Below are 18,353 nucleotides of genomic sequence, written 5' to 3' on the forward strand. Positions count from 1 at the left end.
CCCAAAAGCCTTGAAGCCGCGGTAGCGGCCACACCTTCCGTGTGTGGCCCTCGCGGATCAGGTGGCGAAGCTAGGCACCCACCCCGGGACTGCCAACCGCCTCACCGTGGGAAGAACAGGGGAACTGCCCTCCAGAACGTCCACTGGATGGCACCACCCCGGCCCGCCACGGCGGAAGACTTCAGAATTTCGGAATCCGCAACGTCTTGCTGATCATCGCGCTGCCGCTGGCCACGTAGAGCAGCGCCAGCGGGTGCAGCGTGAGCGGACCCAGGTTCCACACCCCGCCCCACAGCGCGTCCCCGATCCGCCCCTGCCAGGTGGCCGCCGCCAGCACCATCACCAGCAGGAGGCTGGTGGGGATGGGCGTGCCCTCGAAGTACTTCACCTTGCCGGTGCCGTCGGACAGCTCCGCGGACGTGACGTTGAAGCGCGCCAGGCGGCTGATGCCACACGCGACGAAGTAGAGCAGCGCCGCCACGTCCAGGTTGCCGCGCAGGCCCACCGCGAACGCCAGCGCCGCGGGCGCCATGCCAAAGGAGATGACGTCCGCCAGCGAGTCCAGGTCCGCGCCCAGCGGCGACTTGCGGAAGCGCCACCGGGCGATGCGGCCGTCCGCCACGTCCATCGCCAGCGCCACCGGCATCAGGCAGAACGCCACCCACAGCCAGCGTGGGTTGCCCGTGGCCAGCGACTGCATGGCCGCCAGGATGGCCCCTGCTCCGGAGAAGCCGTTGCCGAGCGTGACGAAGTCCGCCAGCACGAAGGTGCGAATCATGGAGAAGTGGCGGCGCTGGCGGCGGGCCGCGGGCGGTGACGAGGACTCGGGCGTCATGGCCCCCGTGTAACACACACCGTCTTTCCGGCTTTCCCAAACCCGCGACGCATCGCATCCGGGCGTTCCATCTCCGTGGAAAAGTCAAATCCCAGAAACATTGACCGGCGAATCGCCACCTTCCTAGTCTCCGGGCCGCCATGCCCGAGCACATCCCCGATAATCTCCCTTCCCGCGGGGGGTTCCGTTCTGTCCGGACCCGCCGTCTTTCCTTCTCTCTTTTCGCGTCCCTCGCGCTGCTGGCCACCGCCGGCTGTGACGAGGATCCCAAGCCCGTGGACCCGGGCCCCGGCCCGGCGGCGCCGAAGTACACCGCGAAGATCAAGCGCACGTCCTACGGCATCCCGCACATCACCGCGGACAGCTACGGCAGCCTGGGCTTCGGCCAGGGCTATGCCTTCGCGCAGGACCACGTCTGCACCCTGGCGGATCAGATCCTCAAGGTGCGCGGCGAGCGCGCGCGCTTCCTGGGCCAGGGCCCGGGCAACCGGCACGTGGGCAGCGACATCGCGTACCTGGCCATGGACCTGATGGGGCGCGCGGAGAAGGCCTTCCCGACCCTGTCCCAGGAGATGCAGGACATGGTCACCGGCTACGTGGCCGGCTACAACAAGTACCTGGAGGACACCGCCCCGGAGGCGCGTCCCGCCGAGTGCGCCAACGCCCCCTGGGTGCGCCCCATCACCCCGGTGGACCTGCTGGCGTACAACACGGACCTGACGCTGCTGGCGGGCATCAACGCGCTGGCGCTCACCATCCCGTCCGCCACGCCCCCCACCGTGAGCGCGCAGTCCGTGGACCCGAAGCAGGCCGCGCTGCGCCCGCAGATGCCGTCCCTGGAGCAGCTGAACAAGCTGAAGACGTCTGACTTCGGCAGCAACGGCTGGGCCATTGGCGGTGAGCGCACCGACAACGGCAAGGGCATGGTCATGGCCAACCCGCACTTCCCCTGGGAAGGCGAGCTGCGCCTGTGGGAGAGCCAGCTGACCGTGCCGGGCCAGATGAACGTCTACGGCGTGGGCCTCATGGGCGTGCCGGCGGTGCTCATCGGCTTCAACGACAACGTGGCCTGGACGCACACGTTCTCCGCCGGCCAGCGCGCGACCATCTACCAGCTGCAGCTCGTGCCCGGGAAGCCGACCGTCTACAAGTACGGCACCGAGGAGCGCGCGATGACCTCCAAGACCTTCTCCATCCTGGTGAAGCTGTCGGAGGGGTCGCTGACCAACTACTCGCAGACCGTCTACTTCAGCCACTACGGCCCGATGATCGCCTTCCCGGACTCGGCGGCCCCGGGCTTCCCGGCCGGCACGCTGGGCTGGAACGCCCAGACGGCGCTCACGCTGCGTGACGCGAACATCGAAAACACCAAGTTCCTGGACCAGTTCCACGGCATGAACAAGGCCAAGACGCTGGCCGAGTTCAAGGCCGTCTACGCCTCCGAGCAGGGCCTGCCCTGGGTGAACACCATGTTCGCCGACAAGGACGGCAACGCCTGGTACACGGACGCCACGCCCACGCCCAACCTCACCAAGGACGCGTACACGAAGTGGGCCACCGAGGCGACCACGCCCGGACTCAACGTCACCTACGGCGTCTTCCAGGCCCTGGGCTTCACGGTGCTCAACGGAAGCGACCCGGCCAACGAGTGGCAGGTGGAGCCGGGCTCCCGCAGCCCCGGCCTGGTGCCCTTCACCAAGGTGCCGCAGCTGGAGCGCAAGGACTTCGTCTTCAACGCGAACGACAGCTACTGGCTGGCCAACCCCGCGGCGCCCATCACCGGCTTCTCCCCGCTGCACGGCTTCGAGAACGTCCCCCAGTCGCCGCGCACGCGCATGAACGCCAAGGTCCTCACGGAGGTCTCCGAGACGGGCGCCTCCGGCGCGGACGGCAAGTTCACCTTCGACGAGCTGAAGACGGCCGTGTTCAGCAACCGCAGCTCCATGGAGGAGCTGCTGCGCGCTTCCGTCGTGGAGCGCTGCACGGGCAAGACGACGGTCACCTACAAGGACACCACCGGCAAGGACAACGTCGTGGACATCAGCGAGGCCTGCGCGCTGCTGGCCGGCTGGAATGGCCGCTACGACGTGGACCAGAAGGGCGCGTTCATCTTCCGCGAGTTCCTGGGCGCCTACACCGGCGCGCAGCTGCTCAACAAGGGCCCGCTGTTCGACGTGGCCTTCGACCCGGCCAACCCCATCGCCACGCCCAACACCCTGACGGCCGCCCCGGCCACGGGTGACGACCCGGTGCTGGTGAAGCTGGCGCAGGCCGTCTTCACCATCAACCGTTCCGGCAACAAGCTGGACAAGACGCTGGGCGAGGTGCAGTTCACCACCCGCGCGGGCACCCCCATCCCCCTGCACGGCGGCATGCACCGCGAGGGCGTGACGAACGTCATGTCCTTCGGCGCCGCCCGCACCACGGTGTTCGACTTCGCCCAGCCGCACTCGGCCACGTTCAACAGCAACACCCTGCTGGCCAAGGAGGGCTACCCCATCAACAACGGCAGCTCCTTCATCATGGCGCTCCAGTTCACCGACGCGGGCCCCAACGCCAACGCCGTGCTGACCTACAGCCAGTCCGGCGACCCGCGGTCCCCGAACTACGCGGACCAGACGGCGCTGTTCTCCCAGAAGCAGTGGCGCCCCATCCTCTTCACGGACGCGCAGATCGCCGCCGACAAGAACCTGGTGGAGACCACCGTCTCCGGCGGGTAGTCCGCTCCACCTGACGGCCTGAAGCCTCACAGGAGGCCCCGGGAGCCACCGTGCTCCCGGGGCCTTCTTGTTTTCACGGGGAGTCGCCGTTGAAACTTGTCACAAGGAACGGAATAGGCAGACAGGGCCGGCGGCCCTGGCGTCTGTATTCAACATCCGCTAGCGAACATCCAAGGGGGTCCGCGAGGCGAGTACACAGTCCGTGACGCCGTCAGGCCCGTTGGGATGTGTCGTCTCAGCAATGTCAGCCTTCAGGGCTAGTTTCTTGACCGCGGGTGAAGGGCAGGATTGTCCCCCAGGCCCAGGGGAGAACGCCTGGAAGCGAACCGGCCGGGACGGCCGCTGGGCCTGACACGAAGGAGTCGCGAACGCCATGGCACTTCCGGTCTACAAGACAGACGTCATCGACAAGGTCTTCTTCCTGCGCTGGGACGCTCCACCGACGCCGGAAGAGATTCAGCAGGTGTTCCAGAAGATGCAGAACGCGTATCAGCAGCACCAGCAGCAGCCGCTGGTGCTGGTGACCATCGCGGGAGCGAAGTCCGCGGTCCCCAACAGCGAGCAGCGCCGCCACCTGTCCAACATGCTGTCGGACGCGCGAGCGCTGTTCTCGGAGATCCACGTCATCATCGAAGGCAACGAACTGCAGCACAACCTCCAGCGCGTCATCGTGTCGGGGATGCTCATCGTCACGCGCACGTATGACGACCAGTTCATCCGCGTGCACAAGAACGCGGACGGCGCGGCGGGCTTCATCGCCCGGCGGCTGGGGGTGGATGGCACTCAGGTGGTGAACGAAGCGCGGTCGCGCGGCGTGGTGATGTAGTCCCCGGGGGGATTCGGGGGCCCGGATACGGGCCCCCGGCCCCGCCCCCTGCTCTGGAAGCGCAGCACCCGCGCGGCTGTTCAGCCCCTCGCGCCCTGCCCCACCGGACGGCCCGGACGGGCGGCGCTGACGGAGCCGCGCACGTAGCGGTGGTCGAAGAGGTCCACGTAGAGGTACTCGGGCCAGGACACCATCGCGCGGGCCCCCAGCATCACCCCGCGCATGATTTCACTCACCATCAGCCCCGCGGCGGTGGTGGCGCCAATCACACACGTGGGCGCGTGGCCCTTCCCCTGGTAGCAGGCGTCCATGTACTCCTGGAGCATGTAGCTGCCCAGGTGCGGGATGATTTTGGGCAGGTCGATGCGGCCGTCCGGGAGGATGAACATCTCCTCGTAGAGCGGCGCGTCCGGCTGGAAGACGTGGAGCGCGGCGCCAAAGCCCAGCATCAGCCCGGTCATGATGGGGATGCCCGCCTGGCGGCACGTCTGGTGGAGGGACTCCTTGGCGCGGGCCCCCGCGATGTCGATGACCTCCACCACGTAGTCCACCGGCGGCAGGCCGCCCGCGCCCTGGAGCACGCTGGCCACGTTGTCGTCGGTGATGCCCTCCTTCACCTTGTGCACGCGCAGGTCCGGGTGGATGTCCCGGCACATGCGCTCCACCACGTCCACCTTGAACTGGCCCAGGGTGCTCTCGAAGCAGCCAATCTGCCGGTTGATGTTGTGGCGCTCGTACACGTCGAAGTCCGCGAGCGTCAGGCAGCCGAAGCCCAGGCGCGCCAGGTCCACCGCGCACTGGCCTCCGGCGCCTCCCACGCCGGCGACGAGCACGTGCGTGCTGGCCAGCTTGTCCATGGTCTGCGGGTGGAGGACGCCCAGGTTGCGCTGGAAACGGGGGTTCACGTTCGTCATGAGAGGGCCTCCCTACTTGCGCATGCAGACGTAGAAGTTCTCGCCGTAGTAGTCGTCGCCGTCGGCCACCAGCGCCTCGCTGAAGCCCACCTTCTCCAGCAGCTTCACGGCCTGGTCCGTGTCCAGGAAGGTGACCATCTCGTTGGGGTCCGTGGTGAGCTTCTGGGCGCAGGTGCGGTGGTGGTTCACCGCGCGCTGGAGGGCTTCCGTCCACCGTCCCTGCGCCTCCCATTCCCGGATGGAGTTCTTGAGCACCAGCTCCAGGTTGGGCCGGGGGCGCTTGTTGCTCGTCATGCACAGGACGCCGCCGGGCTTCAGGTGCGTCCAGGCCTCGCGCAGCACGGCCTCCGGGTCGCGCACGTAGAAGAGGACGTTGTTCATCACCACCGCGTCCGCGGCCCCCTCCACCTCCAGCGGGAAGGACGACACGTCCCCGGGCAGGAGCGTCCAGCGGGCGCGCACCGGCTCCGGCTCCATCGCGCGGCGGCGCACGGCCAAAGCGAGCATGGCCTGGTTGTTGTCGAACCCGACGACGCGCTGGCCCCGGCGCACCAGGGGCTCGCTCACCAGCCCCGTGCCGCACCCCGCGTCGATGACGTAGGAGCGCTCCCGGGTGTCGCGGAGGATCTTCTCGCGCTGCCGCTGGTAGCAGGGCAGCTCGGGGATCATCTGATCGTAGCTGTGCGCGAAGTCGTTCCAGATGTTGTCGACGAAGACGGTCTCGGGCATGGGGCCTCCCCCTCGCGGGGAGTCAGGGTGAGACCTGGTGTTGTCCCCCGGGCCGCCTCCCCCGGGCGATTGCCCCGCCGTCTTCCCCTACCATCCAGGACTTGCCTGTTTCAGATGTGTGTGTTGGATTGAATGAACAAACACACCCTGGCGGGCCGGCGGGGGTGTCCGTTCAGTCCAGATGGGGCCGCGCCATCCGTGGTCCGCATGTCTCAGCATTGAAGCACGGGCAGTCCCGCGTTTCTTCACTCGGAGGGCGCTGGGACGCGCGTCCGGCGGCCTTCACCGGTGAAGCTTGCCCCACGGGGCAGCTCCAATGAATTCAACCACTTGGGCCCTGGCGCGGAAGGTGCTCTGGGAAGGCCTGCATCGGGAGGCACCGGGTGTCGGAGCCTGGTGCTTGTCTGCGTGGGGGACCCTCAATGCGAGTCGAGGTCGGTATGCGTAGGACGTTCAGCCTGTGGGTGGTGGTGGTGGTGTTCGTGGCGCTGCGCGCGAATCCGGGGGACGCGCACGAGCTGGCAATCCAGGCGGATCCGTGGACGCGTCCGTTGATGGCGGCGGGCCTGGTGGCCTCCAGCACGAAGCGCGAGGTGCTGGGCAGCGGGCTGGCGCACTACAGCTGGAAGGTGCGGGTGGGCACGGGGAAGTACGACGCCATCACGGTGCACCGGGTGGTGCGGGAGTCCTACCCGTGGGTCCCGGCGCGCACCCGCCGGGCGGTGTTCATGGTGCACGGGGACCTGTGGGGCTTCGCGCCCGCGTTCCTCACCAACACCTGCGTGACGACGATGCCGGAGGACCGCTCGCTGGCGGCGTACCTGGCCAGCGAGGACGTGGACGTGTGGGGCCTGGACCTGCGGTGGGTGGGGGTGCCGGAGTCGGAGACGGACTTCGCTTTCATGGCGGACTGGAACATCCAGACGCACGTGAAGGACGTGGGCACCAGCCTGGCGCTGGCGGACGTGGTGCGGCGGCTGGGCGGCAACGGCGGCGATGACCGGATGTTCCTCTTGGGCTGGAGCCGGGGCGCGACCATCGGGTACGCGTACCTGGACGCGGAGTCGCAGCGTCCGCGCGCCCTGCGCCGGGTGGACGGCTTCGTGCCCATGGACATGCCGGTGCGCTTCGGGCCGGACGCGGTGAAGCAGCGCGAGTGGGCGTGCGACCGGTACGTGGCGCTCCAGACCTCTCGCGACCAGGGCCGCACGGAAGGCGGCCTGCTGGGGGCCGGGGCGGGGCTGCCGGTGAAGCAGATGGGGTTGCTGGCGGACCAGGATCCCAATGGCTTCCCTCCCGGCGCGCCGGAGGCGCTCGGTGGCGTGACCAACCGCAAGCTCGCCATCGTCGCCGCGGGGAAGACCGAAGCCCTCTTCACGCAGTACAAGTTCCGGGCCCTGACGCCGGACTACCACCTGGCCGGGAGCATCCCGGACATCAACGGCACGCCGGAGAGGACGGCCTTCACGCCGGAGCCCACCCTCTTCGACTACTTCCAGCTGGCGGCGCCCTACCAGAGCCTCAACGAGGTGGTGGAGACGGAGAAGCAGCTGTGCGGCCTGGACGTCCCCTATGACGACCACCTGAAGGACGTGAAGGTGCCGGTGCTGTACGTGGGCGCGGGGGGCGGCGTGGGCCGCTACGGCGAGTACTCCACGCGCCTTCTGGGCAGCAAGGACGTCACCCACTTCATCGTGCGCACCCGCCCGGAGTCGCAGCGCGCGCTGGACTTCGGCCACGCGGACCTGTTCATCGCCCGGGACGCGCGCGTGCGCGTGTGGCAGCCCATCCTCCAGTGGATGCGGGCGCACTGAGGGCGGGGCTACTCCGCCTTCCACAACCCGTGACGGCGGGCCCGGCGGCCCAACGTCACGGGGTCCATGCCCAGGGCCACGGCGGCGCGGCGCAGGACGCCGCCGTGGCGCTCCAGGGCCTCGCGGATGAGGTCGCGCTCCACCTGCTGGAGCCGGGCCCGGAGCGAGCCGTCCCCGGTGGGGTCCGCGCGCGGCACGGTGTTGCTGAGCAGCGCGGGCGGCAACAGGCGCCGGGTGAGCATCTCCCCGGGCCGGGACAGCAGCACCGCCCGCTCCACCACGTTGCGCAGCTCGCGCACGTTGCCCGGCCAGCCGTAGCCGTGCAGCACCTCGTCCGCGTCCGGCGCCACGCCCGTGGCGGAGCGCTTGAGGGTGCGGTTGAACTGCTCCACGAACGTGCGGGCCAATTCCGGGATGTCCTCCGGGCGCTCGCGCAGGGGCGGGATGTCGATGGTGAAGCTGTTGAGCCGGTAGAAGAGGTCCGCGCGGAAGCGGCCGGCGCGCACCTCCTCGCCCAGGTCGCGGTTGCTCGCGGCCACCACGCGCACGTCCACGTGGCGCACCTGGGTGCCGCCCACCGGGCGGATGTCGCCCGTCTCCAGCACGCGCAGGAGCTTCGCCTGGAGGTTGGGCGTGGTGTTCTCAATCTCGTCCAGGAAGATGGTGCCGCCGTTGGCGAGCACGAAGAGGCCCGGGTGGTCCGACACCGCGCCGGTGAAGGCCCCCTTCACGTGGCCGAACAGCTCGCTCTCCAGCAGCGTCTCCGTGAGCGCGCCGCAGTCCTGCACCACCAGCGGCGAGTCCCCCCGGCCGGAGAGCCGGTGGAGGATGCGCGCCAGCACCTCCTTGCCGGTGCCCGTCTCGCCCTGCAGCAGCACCGCCACCCGGTGGGGGGCCACCAGGCGCACCATCTCCATCACCCGCTGCATGGGCGGGCTGCGGAAGCCCACGTCCTCCCCATGGCGGCCCACGCCCACCACCGGCGTCTGGGCCAGCGCGCGCTCGCGCATGAGGTTGCGCTCCAGCTCCAGCGCCATGCGCCACTGCTCCGTGCGGAAGCCGTGCTCGCGCCCCGCCTGGAGCACCGCCTCGCGCAGGACGTCCGGGTCCGGCCACGGCCCCAGCGCGCGGTAGATGCGGCCGGCGTTGAAGAGCGCCACCAGCCGGTCCGGGGCCGCCGGGGCGCAGTAGACGATGCGCGGGGCCAGGTCGCTGGGGGGCCCCGCCCCCGTGGGGTCCACCTCCGCGCGCAGCTCCGCCAGGGACTCCACCAGCGCGAGCGCCCGCGACTCGTCCTGGCCGCACACCATGAGCGCCGCCATGTCCCCGCGCGTCAGCAGCGCGTGCACGTCCTCCGCGGCGGCGGCGAAGTGCGGAGACGCCACGCCGTCCAGCGCCTGGCGCACCGCGCGCGTCTCGTCGTCCGACGCGAAGGCCACCACCACCTGCAGGTGCGCCGTGGCCAGGTAGCGCGCCAGCTTCACGCCGTCCGCCGCGTCGAAGGCGCCAAAGCTGATGCCCAGCGCCGCGACGGTGCCTCCGGCTCCCGCCGTGTCGTGGCGCCAGCGCACCGTGCCGTGCACCCGCACGTGGGCGCCCGTGTCCGGCAGCGAGAAGGCCATCTCCACCGGCTCGTTCTCGTGCGGGCCTTCAGAAGGCCGGCGCGGCGTGGCGATGAGCCCGATGCCCGTCTCGCTGATGTTGACGGACCAGCAGCCATGCAGCGCCGGCTGCGTCACCACCTTCACGTACAGCGGCTTGCGCTCGCTCCGTGCGACCTGCTCGGAGACGGGGCGCGACATGGGGTGCGTCAATTGACCGGCCTCATGGCCGCCGCGCGGCGGGCATCCTGGAAGTCCACGGACATTGGGGGTGGGGGTTCTGCCTGATTCTTCCGTCATCGCAAGTCGGCGGCAAAGGGGTGTACCCCCGGCACGTCGCCATTGGACACGGGTCCGAAATGCCCTGCCTGGGCGTGGTGCGCGTGACACCCCACACCGCACCACAACCCGAGCCATGAAACGCCGTGCTCCGGCGGTACGCATCCCACGCGACGGGCCGTGTCTCCCCTGCCGGTGTGTTGAACGATTCCAACCGGGCCGTCTGAAATTGATGTCTGTCTTTTCAATCCAAGCCTGCCTGGCATGCAGGCGGGCTCGGTGTCGCTTGTGTTCGAAATAGAACTTCGATATTCGGTTTATCACCTTGGAGTACGGCGGCCTTTGCTGCTGCCGGATTGCCCCGCCGCAAAGCCAGACATTCCCCGGCCGTGTCCCGCCTCCAGTCTTCGGAGCATGGCCTTTTACTGCCTGACCTTTCCCCCTGGGCCACCCCCTTGAAGAAAACCCTCCTCCTGGTTGAAACGTTGTTCGTCCTGGGCGCCGCCGGCTGCGGCACTCCGGATGGTTCCCTTCCCGTGGATGACCGCCAGCCGTCGCTTGATTCGGCTGGCGAGGATTTGACGACCACCGGCTGCACACAGCTGACACCCGCCAGCGTGAAGGCCAGCGGCGACGACGGCGCCGGCAGCGTCGCGGCGAACACGCTGGATGATCAGCTCACCACGCGCTGGAGCAGCCTGGGCAAGGGCCAGTGGATTGACTACGACCTGGGCGCCACCAAGGCCGTGGGCGCGGTGTCGGTGGCGTGGCACGAGGGCAACAAGCGCGCGAACACGTTCACCATCTCCGTGTCACCGGACGGCTACACCTATACGCAGGTGTACAGCGGCAAGAGCCTGGGGACGACGACCGCGGCGGAGACGTACGCCTTCACGTCGGTGAGCGCGCGCCGCGTGCGCGTCACGGTGCAGGGCAACACCCTCAATGACTGGGCCAGCATCGCGGAGGCGCGCCCGTGCGCCGGCACCACGACGCAGCCGCCTCCCACCAACCCCGGCGGCATCGTGTGGCGGGGCGACTTCGAGTCCGGTGACCGCAGCCAGTGGGACGGCACGCAGATGATGTCCTCGGACCGGCTCCAGGTCGTCTCATCGCCGCTGCGCGAGGGCGGCTTCGCCCTCAAGGCCACGGTGAAGCAGGGCGATGACCCCATCAACTCCAGCGGCAACCGGAACGAAATCTTCAAGCAGACGAAGGAGCCCTCCGGCTCCGAGTACTGGTACCGCTGGAGCACGCGCTTCGCGCCGGACTTCCCCAGCGTGAATACCTGGCAGCTCTTCACCCAGTGGCACCACGACGGCTGCTGCGGCTCTCCGCCGGTGGAGTTCTACGTCTACGGCGAGGAGATGCGGCTGAACATCGGCGGTTCGCCGGGCGTCATCGTCTGGCGCACGCCGCTGGTGCGCAACGCGTGGCACGACTTCATCTTCCACGTGAAGTGGTCGCCCAACGCCACCGTGGGCTTCGTGGAGCTGTACTACAACGGCAACCTGGTGCTGCCCAAGCGCTACATCGCGACGCAGTTCTCCGGGCAGCTCAACTACCTGAAGATTGGCCTGTACCGGAACGACACCATCGCGCCGGTGGGCGTCGTCTACCACGACGGCTGGGTGATGGGCCGTTCGAAGGCGGACGTGCTGGATGCCAACTACCAGCTGAAGTGAGACACCGGCCGCGTGCCCCGGTAGGCGCCGGGGCACGCTCCGGGATAGGCTTTCTCGGGAAAGCAAGTCTCTTCGAGGAGCCGTCCCATGCGTCTGTGCGCCGCGCTGACCGCCCTGTCCCTGCTCGCGTCCTGCACCACGACCTACGCCATCCCCAAGCCGGAGCTCACGCGGCTGGACGGCTTCCGGGACGACAACGCGGCGCTGATGCGGGAGCTGGGCGACGTGCTGCTCAACCGCCCCACGGAGCGCCACCGCACGGTGCGGGACGTGGAGGGCCAGCCGCACGAGTTCAGCTCGGACACGCCGCTGGCGCTGGCGCGGGGCTCCGCCCGGACGGACGCGGAGTTCCAGCGCTACATCCAGGTGGGCGTGGACGCGGACCGCTTCCGGGGCGTGCCGCTGGAGGGCTCCACGTCCGGAGCCCCCGCGCCCGCGATGGAGGTGTCCCTGTCCGAGGTGGACCACGCCCAGCTGCGCGAGTTCAGCCTGGGCAAGACGCTGCTCCTGACGGGCTCCATCGGCGCGGCGGTGCTCGGGTCGATGGTGGTGGTGACCATGCTGCTGAAGCCCACCACCGGCTCGGAGCCGGGCGGCGGCGGCGGCACCATCGACATGGGCGGCCCCCGCCCGCGCGCCGTCCCGGGCGTCGCGTTCTGACGTCCCAGGCTCGCGCGGCTAGCGCGCGTCCTGGCGCTGGCGCAGCAGCCCTTCCTGGGCCACGGAGGCGACGAGCCGCCCGTCGCGGGTGAAGACGTGCCCGCGCGCCAGGCCCCGGGCGTTGCCGGCCCAGGGGCTCTCCATCGTGTAGAGCAGCCAGTCGTTGACCTTCAGGTCGCCGTGGAACCACAGCGCGTGGTCCAGGCTGGCCATCTGGAAGCCCGGCTGGAGGAACGTCTGCGCGTGCGGCTGGAGCGCGGTGCCCAGCAGGTTGAAGTCGCTGGCGTACGCGAGCACGTAGCGGTGCACCTGGGGCTCGTCGGGCATGGCGCCGTCGGCGCGGAACCAGACGTGCTTCACGGGCGGCTCGGCCCTGGGCTCGAAGGGGTCCACGTACGTCACCGGGCGCATTTCAATGGGCTTGGCGGAGAGGAACTTCTCCCGGTGCCGCTCCGACATCCGGTTCGCGTGGCGGCCCAGCAGCTCCAGGTCCGTGGGCAGCGACTCCGGCGGCGGCACGTCCGGCATGGTGGCCTGGTGCGTGAAGCCCGGCTCCTCCCCCTGGAAGGACGCCATCAGCGTGAAGATGGGCTGGCCCTTCTGGATGGCCACCACGCGGCGGGTGGTGAAGCTGCCGCCGTCGCGCACGCGGTCCACGGTGTAGACGACGGGCAGGCCCGCGTCCCCGGGGCGCAGGAAGTAGCCGTGCAGCGAGTGCACCGTGCGCTGCGCCTCCACCGTCTGGCTGGCGGCGGACACGGACTGCCCCAGCACCTGCCCTCCGAAGAGCTGCCGGAAGCCCAGGTCCTGGCTCGAGCCACGGAACAGGTTCTCCTCGATGGGCTCCAGCTTCAGGAGCCCCAACAGCTCATCCAGCACCCGGCTCATGTACGTCCTCCCGTTTTGACGCACCCCGTCTCTACTCCAGCCGCCGGCCCCCGCGCCTGGGCCAATGTAGAGTGCGGCGCCTTTCTTCCGCGGAGGAGCCCATGGCCCCGCTTTCCCTGCGAGACGCCGTCCGGCGGCACCCGGCGGCCTGGGGCATGGCGGCCACGTTCGCCGCCAGCCTGCTCCTGCGCGGGCTGTACCTGGCGGGTGCGCCGGACCGGGACTGGCCCTTCTCCGTCTTCTTCGCGGGCGACGCGCGCTTCTTCCACACCGCCGCGCTGGACCTGGCCCGGAGCCGTGAAGTCCCGGCCGCCCTGCCCTACCACCCGCCCCTGTTCCCCGCGCTCCTGGGCTTCCTGTACCGGGTGCTGGGAGAGCCCCGGGGCAGCGCGCTGCCGTACAAGCTGGCGCTCGCCTGCGTGGGCGCGGCGACGGTGGCCTTCTGCCAGGGCTGGTGGCGGCGCCTGCTGGGAACGGCGTGGAGCCTGGTGGCGGCGGGGCTGTATGCCACGAGCTTCGGGTGGCTGGTGCTGTCCACCACGTACAGCAATGAAACCGTGTCCGCGCTGTGGCTGTGTTTCACCTGCGCGCTGGCCTTGCGCGTGGGAGGCCGGGCGCCGTCCTGGCCCGAGGGGCTGGCCCTGGGCGCGGTGATGGGATTGGGCACGCTCACCCGCGCGGAGCACCTGGGGCTGTGGCCGTTCCTGTGTGTGTATGCGTGGACCGCGCGGGAGCGGGCCCCGGAGCTTGGGTCATGGAAGCCCTGGGCCGTGCGCTGGGGCGCGGCGGTGGGCGTGTCGCTGCTGGTGCTCGTCCCTTCCGCGCTGCGAAACCTGGACACGATGCGCGAGTTGAACGCGCGGGCACCACACCTGGAGCCGCTGCCGCGGTGGGTGCCCGTCACCGTGTATGGGCCGCTCAACTTCGCGATGGCCAACCACCCGGGCGCCACCGGGGGCTTCACCCCGGCCCTCATCAACCAGGGCGGCAGCAACGGCCAGCTGGACCCTTCCCGCCCGGAGCACCGCAGACTGCTCCTGCACGGCTACGCGGAAGGCTTGCGCTGGATGCTGGACGCGCCCGGCGACGCGGCCCGGCTGCTCTGGACGAAGCTGGATTTGTGGCTGGACGGACTGCGCCTGGGCATTGGCGTGTCGGACGTGCCCGGGGGCCTCACCGGCGAGCGCGCCCCGGTGGACGTGTTCGTCCCGGACGCGGGGTGGCTCAAGTGGCCCCTGGCGGCGCTGCTCCTCGCCGGGATGCTGCTGTCGCTCAAGCCCGCGCACGCGCCCTTCCGGCTCCTGTCACTGGTGGTGCTGCACCGGGTGCTCGTCACGCTGGCCTTCTTTGGCTACGCGCGCGGCCTGCTCGTCGTCTTCCCCGCGCTGCTGCCGCTCCTGGTGCTGCCCTTGAAGATCCTGGGGGAGCGCCACGCGGGCGTGGCCCGGAGGCTGCCCGTGTTCGCCGGGGCGCTGCTGCTCTTGCTCTGGGTGGAGGCCGCGCTCCTCGCCGCGCGCGATACGCCCCGCCGCTTCATGGCCAGCGGCACCACCGACGCGGCGAACGGCAAGCTCATCCAGGACGACCGCGTCCGGCTCTGGCCCCAACCCTGACTGCCAGTGAACATTCCAAGTTCATGGATCCACTAAGTTTCGCGAAATTCACACCTACTCAGGAATAACCGCAATTCATTCTTAAAAAGCGTCTGACCTAAGCAGGGAGCGCTCCACCCCGGAGCCCGCCGGTCCCGTCCGGCGGCTTCACCCGAGGAGACGTCCATGCGCCCCCTGCGGTCCGCGTTGTGTTGTCTTGCCCTCCTGGTGTCGTCCACGACGTACGCCTTCCAACCCTCACAGCCCGAGCAGCAGAGCGCGGTCGCGAAGAAGGCCTTCTTCAAGCCGGAGCTGTACCTGCCCATCCAGAACGTGCCCCTGGAGAAGGCGCGCACGCTGATGCCGCGCGCGGGCGCGGACCGGTGGGCGGGGTTCGTCACCCGCTTCGGCGGCAACGTGCAGGTGTATCTGGATCCGCTGTCCGGCATGCCCACGGGCATCCAGGGCAGCTTCCCGCTCATCCCGGGTGACGGCTTCCGCAACGCCGTCACGCTGGAGTCCGTGCGCCAGGGCCTGGGCCGCTCGGTGGGCAGCGTGGACGAGTCCGTGGTGGGTGAGCTCGTCTTCAAGTTCGTCGCGGACCATCAGGACGCCATTGGCGTGGACCTGATGCAGCTGGGCGCGCCGCGCGTGACGCAGGTGACGGACACGCTGTGGCAGGTGCACATCCCGCAGGTGGTGAACGGCATCCCGGTGCGGCACGGCCGGCTGGCGGCCACCATCAGCCACGGCAACCTCATCCTCCTGGGCACGGAGGCGTGGGCCAACGTGGGCATCGACACGAAGCCCCGCTTCACCGCGAACCAGGCGCTCAGCGCGGGCAGCAGCTTCCTGGGCGTGGCGCTGGCGCCCAACAGCCTGTGGCAGTCCCCCACGCTGGAGGTGGCCCCGTACGCGCGCACGGGCGCGTCCTTTGGCCAGGGCTATGGCCACGCGCTGGTGTGGAGCTACGGCTTCTCCAACCCCGGCGAGCACGAGCGCTGGAAGGTGACGGTGGACGCGAACTCCGGCGAGGTGCTGGCCGTGGAGGACGACAACCACTACTTCGACGCCCAGGTGAAGGGCGGCGTGTACCCGTCCACCAACATCGGCACCTGCACGTCGAAGGAGACGTGCGGCACCATGCAGCCCAACACGCCCATGCCGTGGGCGAACACGGGCTTCGCGTCGCCCAACAACTTCACGGACGGCGCGGGCATCTACAACTACAGCGCCGGCACCCTCAACACGACGCTGTCCGGCAAGTACGTGAAGATCGCCGACAGCTGCGGCGCCATCAACGTCAGCTCCGCCACCGGCAGCCTGGACCTGGGCGGCGTGAACAACGACCACGACTGCACCGTGCCCGCGGGCACGTCCGCGGGCAACACGCCGGCGGCGCGCTCCAGCTTCTACGAGCTGAACAAGATTAAAGAGGTGGCCCGCGGCTGGCTGCCCAGCAACACGTGGCTGCAGGGCCAGCTCACGTCCAACGTGAACCTGAACAGCACCTGCAACGCGTTCTGGAACGGCAGCTCCGTGAACTTCTACAAGTCCGGTGGCGGCTGCCGGAACACCGGTGAGATTGGCGCGGTGTTCGACCACGAGTGGGGCCACGGCATGGACAACTTCGACGCCAACGGCTCCCTGTCCAACTCCAGCGAGGGCTACGCGGACATCGCGGGCATCCTGCGGCTGCAGACGTCCTGCGTGGGCTACGGCTTCTTCCAGACGACGAACACGGGCTGCGGCCTCACGCCGGACGGCACGGGCTACAACCAGCAGGAGGCCCAGGTGGCGGGCCAGTCCTGGTGCAACCTGCGCTGCTCGGGCGTGCGTGACGCGGACTGGGCGGCGAGCGCGCCGAACATCCCGGCCACCCCGCAGAACTTCACCTGCAAGATGTGCTCGTCCGGCTCCGGCCCGTGCAGCAAGCAGGTGCACTGCGCCGCGTCCCCCGTGCGCCAGGCGGCGTGGGACCTGGTGACGCGCGACCTGACGGCGGCGCCCTTCAACTACAACTCCAACGACGCGTTCCTCCTGGGCAACAAGCTCTTCTACCAGGGCTCCGGCAACATCGGCACGTGGCACGCCTGCAACTGCACCGCCGGCACGTCCGACGGCTGCGGCGCGACGAACGGCTACATGCAGTGGCTGGCCGCGGACGACGACAACGGCAACCTGGCGGACGGCACGCCGCACATGACGGCCATCCACGCCGCGTACAACCGCCACAACATCGCCTGCTCCACGCCCGCGCCCACCAACGGCGGCTGCGCGGCCGGCCCCACGGCGGCCCCCACCACCACGGCCACCCCGGGCGACAGCCAGGTGAGCCTGTCGTGGACGGCTTCCTCGGGCGCCAGCCAGTACTGGGTGATGAAGACGGAGGGCTTCGCGGGCTGTGACTTCGGCAAGGCGCGCGTGGCCACCGTCACCGGCACCAGCTACACGGACGCGGAGGTCGCCAACGGCCGCCAGTATTGCTACTCGGTGGTGCCCGCCAGCAGCAACGCGTGCTTCGGCCCGGCGTCCACCTGCACCTGCACCACGCCCACCTGCGCGGCGCCCGGCGCGCCCACGCTGTCCACCCCCGCCTCCGGCGCCACCGGCGTGGAGCTGCTCGCGGCGCTGGACTGGGCGGACGTGACGGGCGTGTCCGGCTACGAGGTGCAGGTGGCCACCGACAGCGCGTTCACCAACGTGGTGCGCAGCGCCAACTCGCTCGTCGCCAGCAACTGGACCGTGTCCCCGGGCCTGACGGCCAGCACGGCCTACTACTGGCGCGTGCGGGCGCTCAACTCGTGCGGTGGCACCAGCTCCTGGAGCGCGACGCGCGGGTTCACCACGCGCGGCTGCGTCACCCTGGCGGCCCCCACCCTGACGGCTCCGGCCAACGGCGCCACGGGCGTGTCCCTGAACGCATCGCTGGACTGGTCCGACGTGGCGAGCGCCGCCGGCTATGACGTGCAGGTGGCCACCGACAGCGCGTTCACCAACGTGGTGCGCAGCACGACGGGCCTCTCCTCCAGCGCGTGGAACGTGACGCCCGGCCTGTCCAACCTCACGCCGTACTACTGGCGCGCGCGGGCCACCGACAGCTGCGGCGCCGGCCCGTACAGCAGCGCGTTCAGCTTCACCACCACCAACGTGTGCACGCCCACCGTGGCCACGTACAACAGCACGCTGCGCACCCCGGCCTGCGGCTCCGTGTGCGGCTGCGACACCGGCCCCACGCTCGTCAACGGGCGCGGCACGCTGTCCGGCGGCGCGGAGCCCAACCAGCCCAACACGCTGGGCGGCACCTGCGCGGACGGCTCCACCGGCACCTACCACTCGGATGAGAGCATCGACCGCATCGTGCTCAAGACGGTGGACCAGGGCACCATCACCCCGGGCAAGCAGCTCACGGTGGACGTGACGGTGTGGTGCTACGGCACCAGCGACCAGCTGGACCTGTACTACACGACGAACACCACCACGCCCTCGTGGACCGCCATCACCACGGCCCAGGCGTGCACCGCGTCGGGGCTCAAGACGTTCTCCTTCCCCGTCACGGTGGGCAGCACGACCGGCAACCACGCCGTGCGCGCGCAGTTCCGCTTCAGCAGCACGCCGACCAGCGCCTGCGTGTCCGGGACGTACAACGACCGCGACGACCTGGTGTTCAACGTCGTGTCCGCGGTGGCCTCCAACCCCACCGCTCCGGCCGCGAAGCAGGTGCGGGGCCGGGCCCTGACGGCGCGCTAGCCTCAAGCCGCGCGTGACGTGACATGGGGGCTCCCGGATTTCGTCCCGGGGGCCCCCGTG

Annotated in this window: 12 protein-coding genes; 7 read left to right on the forward strand and 5 right to left on the reverse strand. The window is 69.7% G+C overall.

The annotated features are described in order from the left end of the window. Window positions 1–181: 181 nt before the first annotated feature. A complete protein-coding gene (locus D7X96_RS25680; protein ID WP_120549275.1) occupies window positions 182–835 on the reverse strand; it encodes a CDP-alcohol phosphatidyltransferase family protein in 654 nt (217 codons plus the stop codon). Window positions 836–1,110: 275 nt separating this feature from the next. Here D7X96_RS25680 and D7X96_RS25685 point away from each other — a divergent pair, with 275 nt between their 5' ends. Beyond that, window positions 1,111–3,555, forward strand: coding sequence for a penicillin acylase family protein (locus tag D7X96_RS25685; protein WP_244219716.1), 2,445 nt, complete (start codon window positions 1,111–1,113; stop codon window positions 3,553–3,555). A gap of 373 nt (window positions 3,556–3,928) precedes the next feature. Next, window positions 3,929–4,381 carry a DofA protein gene (locus D7X96_RS25690; protein WP_120549273.1) on the forward strand — a complete coding sequence of 151 codons (453 nt, stop codon included), beginning with the start codon at window positions 3,929–3,931 and terminating at the stop codon, window positions 4,379–4,381. A gap of 80 nt (window positions 4,382–4,461) precedes the next feature. Here the strand turns inward: D7X96_RS25690 and D7X96_RS25695 are convergent, their stop codons facing one another. Both D7X96_RS25695 and D7X96_RS25700 read right to left on the reverse strand, forming a co-directional pair. Then, window positions 4,462–5,295, reverse strand: coding sequence for a ThiF family adenylyltransferase (locus D7X96_RS25695; RefSeq protein ID WP_120549272.1), 834 nt, complete (start codon window positions 5,293–5,295; stop codon window positions 4,462–4,464). Between the two features lie 12 nt (window positions 5,296–5,307). Further along, on the reverse strand, window positions 5,308–6,024 hold the full coding sequence (locus tag D7X96_RS25700) for a class I SAM-dependent DNA methyltransferase (protein ID WP_120549271.1): 717 nt from the start codon (window positions 6,022–6,024) through the stop codon (window positions 5,308–5,310). Window positions 6,025–6,464: 440 nt separating this feature from the next. On the opposite strand from D7X96_RS25700, the gene D7X96_RS25705 reads away from it, so the two are divergent. Next, window positions 6,465–7,838 (forward strand): alpha/beta fold hydrolase, encoded by a 1,374-nt coding sequence (locus D7X96_RS25705; RefSeq protein ID WP_121770965.1) that lies wholly within the window; start codon window positions 6,465–6,467, stop codon window positions 7,836–7,838. Between the two features lie 8 nt (window positions 7,839–7,846). Here D7X96_RS25705 and D7X96_RS25710 read toward each other — a convergent pair whose 3' ends face one another. Then, a complete protein-coding gene (locus D7X96_RS25710; protein ID WP_120549269.1) occupies window positions 7,847–9,640 on the reverse strand; it encodes a sigma 54-interacting transcriptional regulator in 1,794 nt (597 codons plus the stop codon). A 533-nt stretch (window positions 9,641–10,173) separates the two neighbouring features. Between D7X96_RS25710 and D7X96_RS25715 the strand changes: the two genes are divergently transcribed. Both D7X96_RS25715 and D7X96_RS25720 read left to right on the forward strand, forming a co-directional pair. Then, complete coding sequence (locus D7X96_RS25715; protein WP_121722353.1) at window positions 10,174–11,403, forward strand: heparin lyase I family protein; 1,230 nt, start codon at window positions 10,174–10,176, stop codon at window positions 11,401–11,403. An 87-nt stretch (window positions 11,404–11,490) separates the two neighbouring features. Continuing rightward, the gene (locus D7X96_RS25720; protein WP_120549267.1) at window positions 11,491–12,063 is read left to right on the forward strand and encodes a hypothetical protein; all 573 of its coding nucleotides are present in this window, start codon (window positions 11,491–11,493) and stop codon (window positions 12,061–12,063) included. 18 nt (window positions 12,064–12,081) lie between these two features. Here D7X96_RS25720 and tesB read toward each other — a convergent pair whose 3' ends face one another. Then, a complete protein-coding gene (tesB, locus tag D7X96_RS25725) occupies window positions 12,082–12,951 on the reverse strand; it encodes an acyl-CoA thioesterase II (RefSeq protein WP_120549266.1) in 870 nt (289 codons plus the stop codon). A 101-nt stretch (window positions 12,952–13,052) separates the two neighbouring features. Here tesB and D7X96_RS25730 point away from each other — a divergent pair, with 101 nt between their 5' ends. Together D7X96_RS25730 and D7X96_RS25735 are read left to right on the forward strand one after the other, a co-directional pair. Next, the gene (locus D7X96_RS25730; protein WP_121770966.1) at window positions 13,053–14,564 is read left to right on the forward strand and encodes an ArnT family glycosyltransferase; all 1,512 of its coding nucleotides are present in this window, start codon (window positions 13,053–13,055) and stop codon (window positions 14,562–14,564) included. A 165-nt stretch (window positions 14,565–14,729) separates the two neighbouring features. Continuing rightward, window positions 14,730–18,293, forward strand: a complete 3,564-nt coding sequence (locus tag D7X96_RS25735) for a glycoside hydrolase family 78 protein (RefSeq protein ID WP_121770967.1) — start codon at window positions 14,730–14,732, stop codon at window positions 18,291–18,293. Window positions 18,294–18,353: the final 60 nt, after the last annotated feature.

The organism is Corallococcus interemptor (assembly GCF_003668875.1).
GTDB classification, from domain to species: Bacteria; Myxococcota; Myxococcia; order Myxococcales; family Myxococcaceae; genus Corallococcus; species Corallococcus interemptor.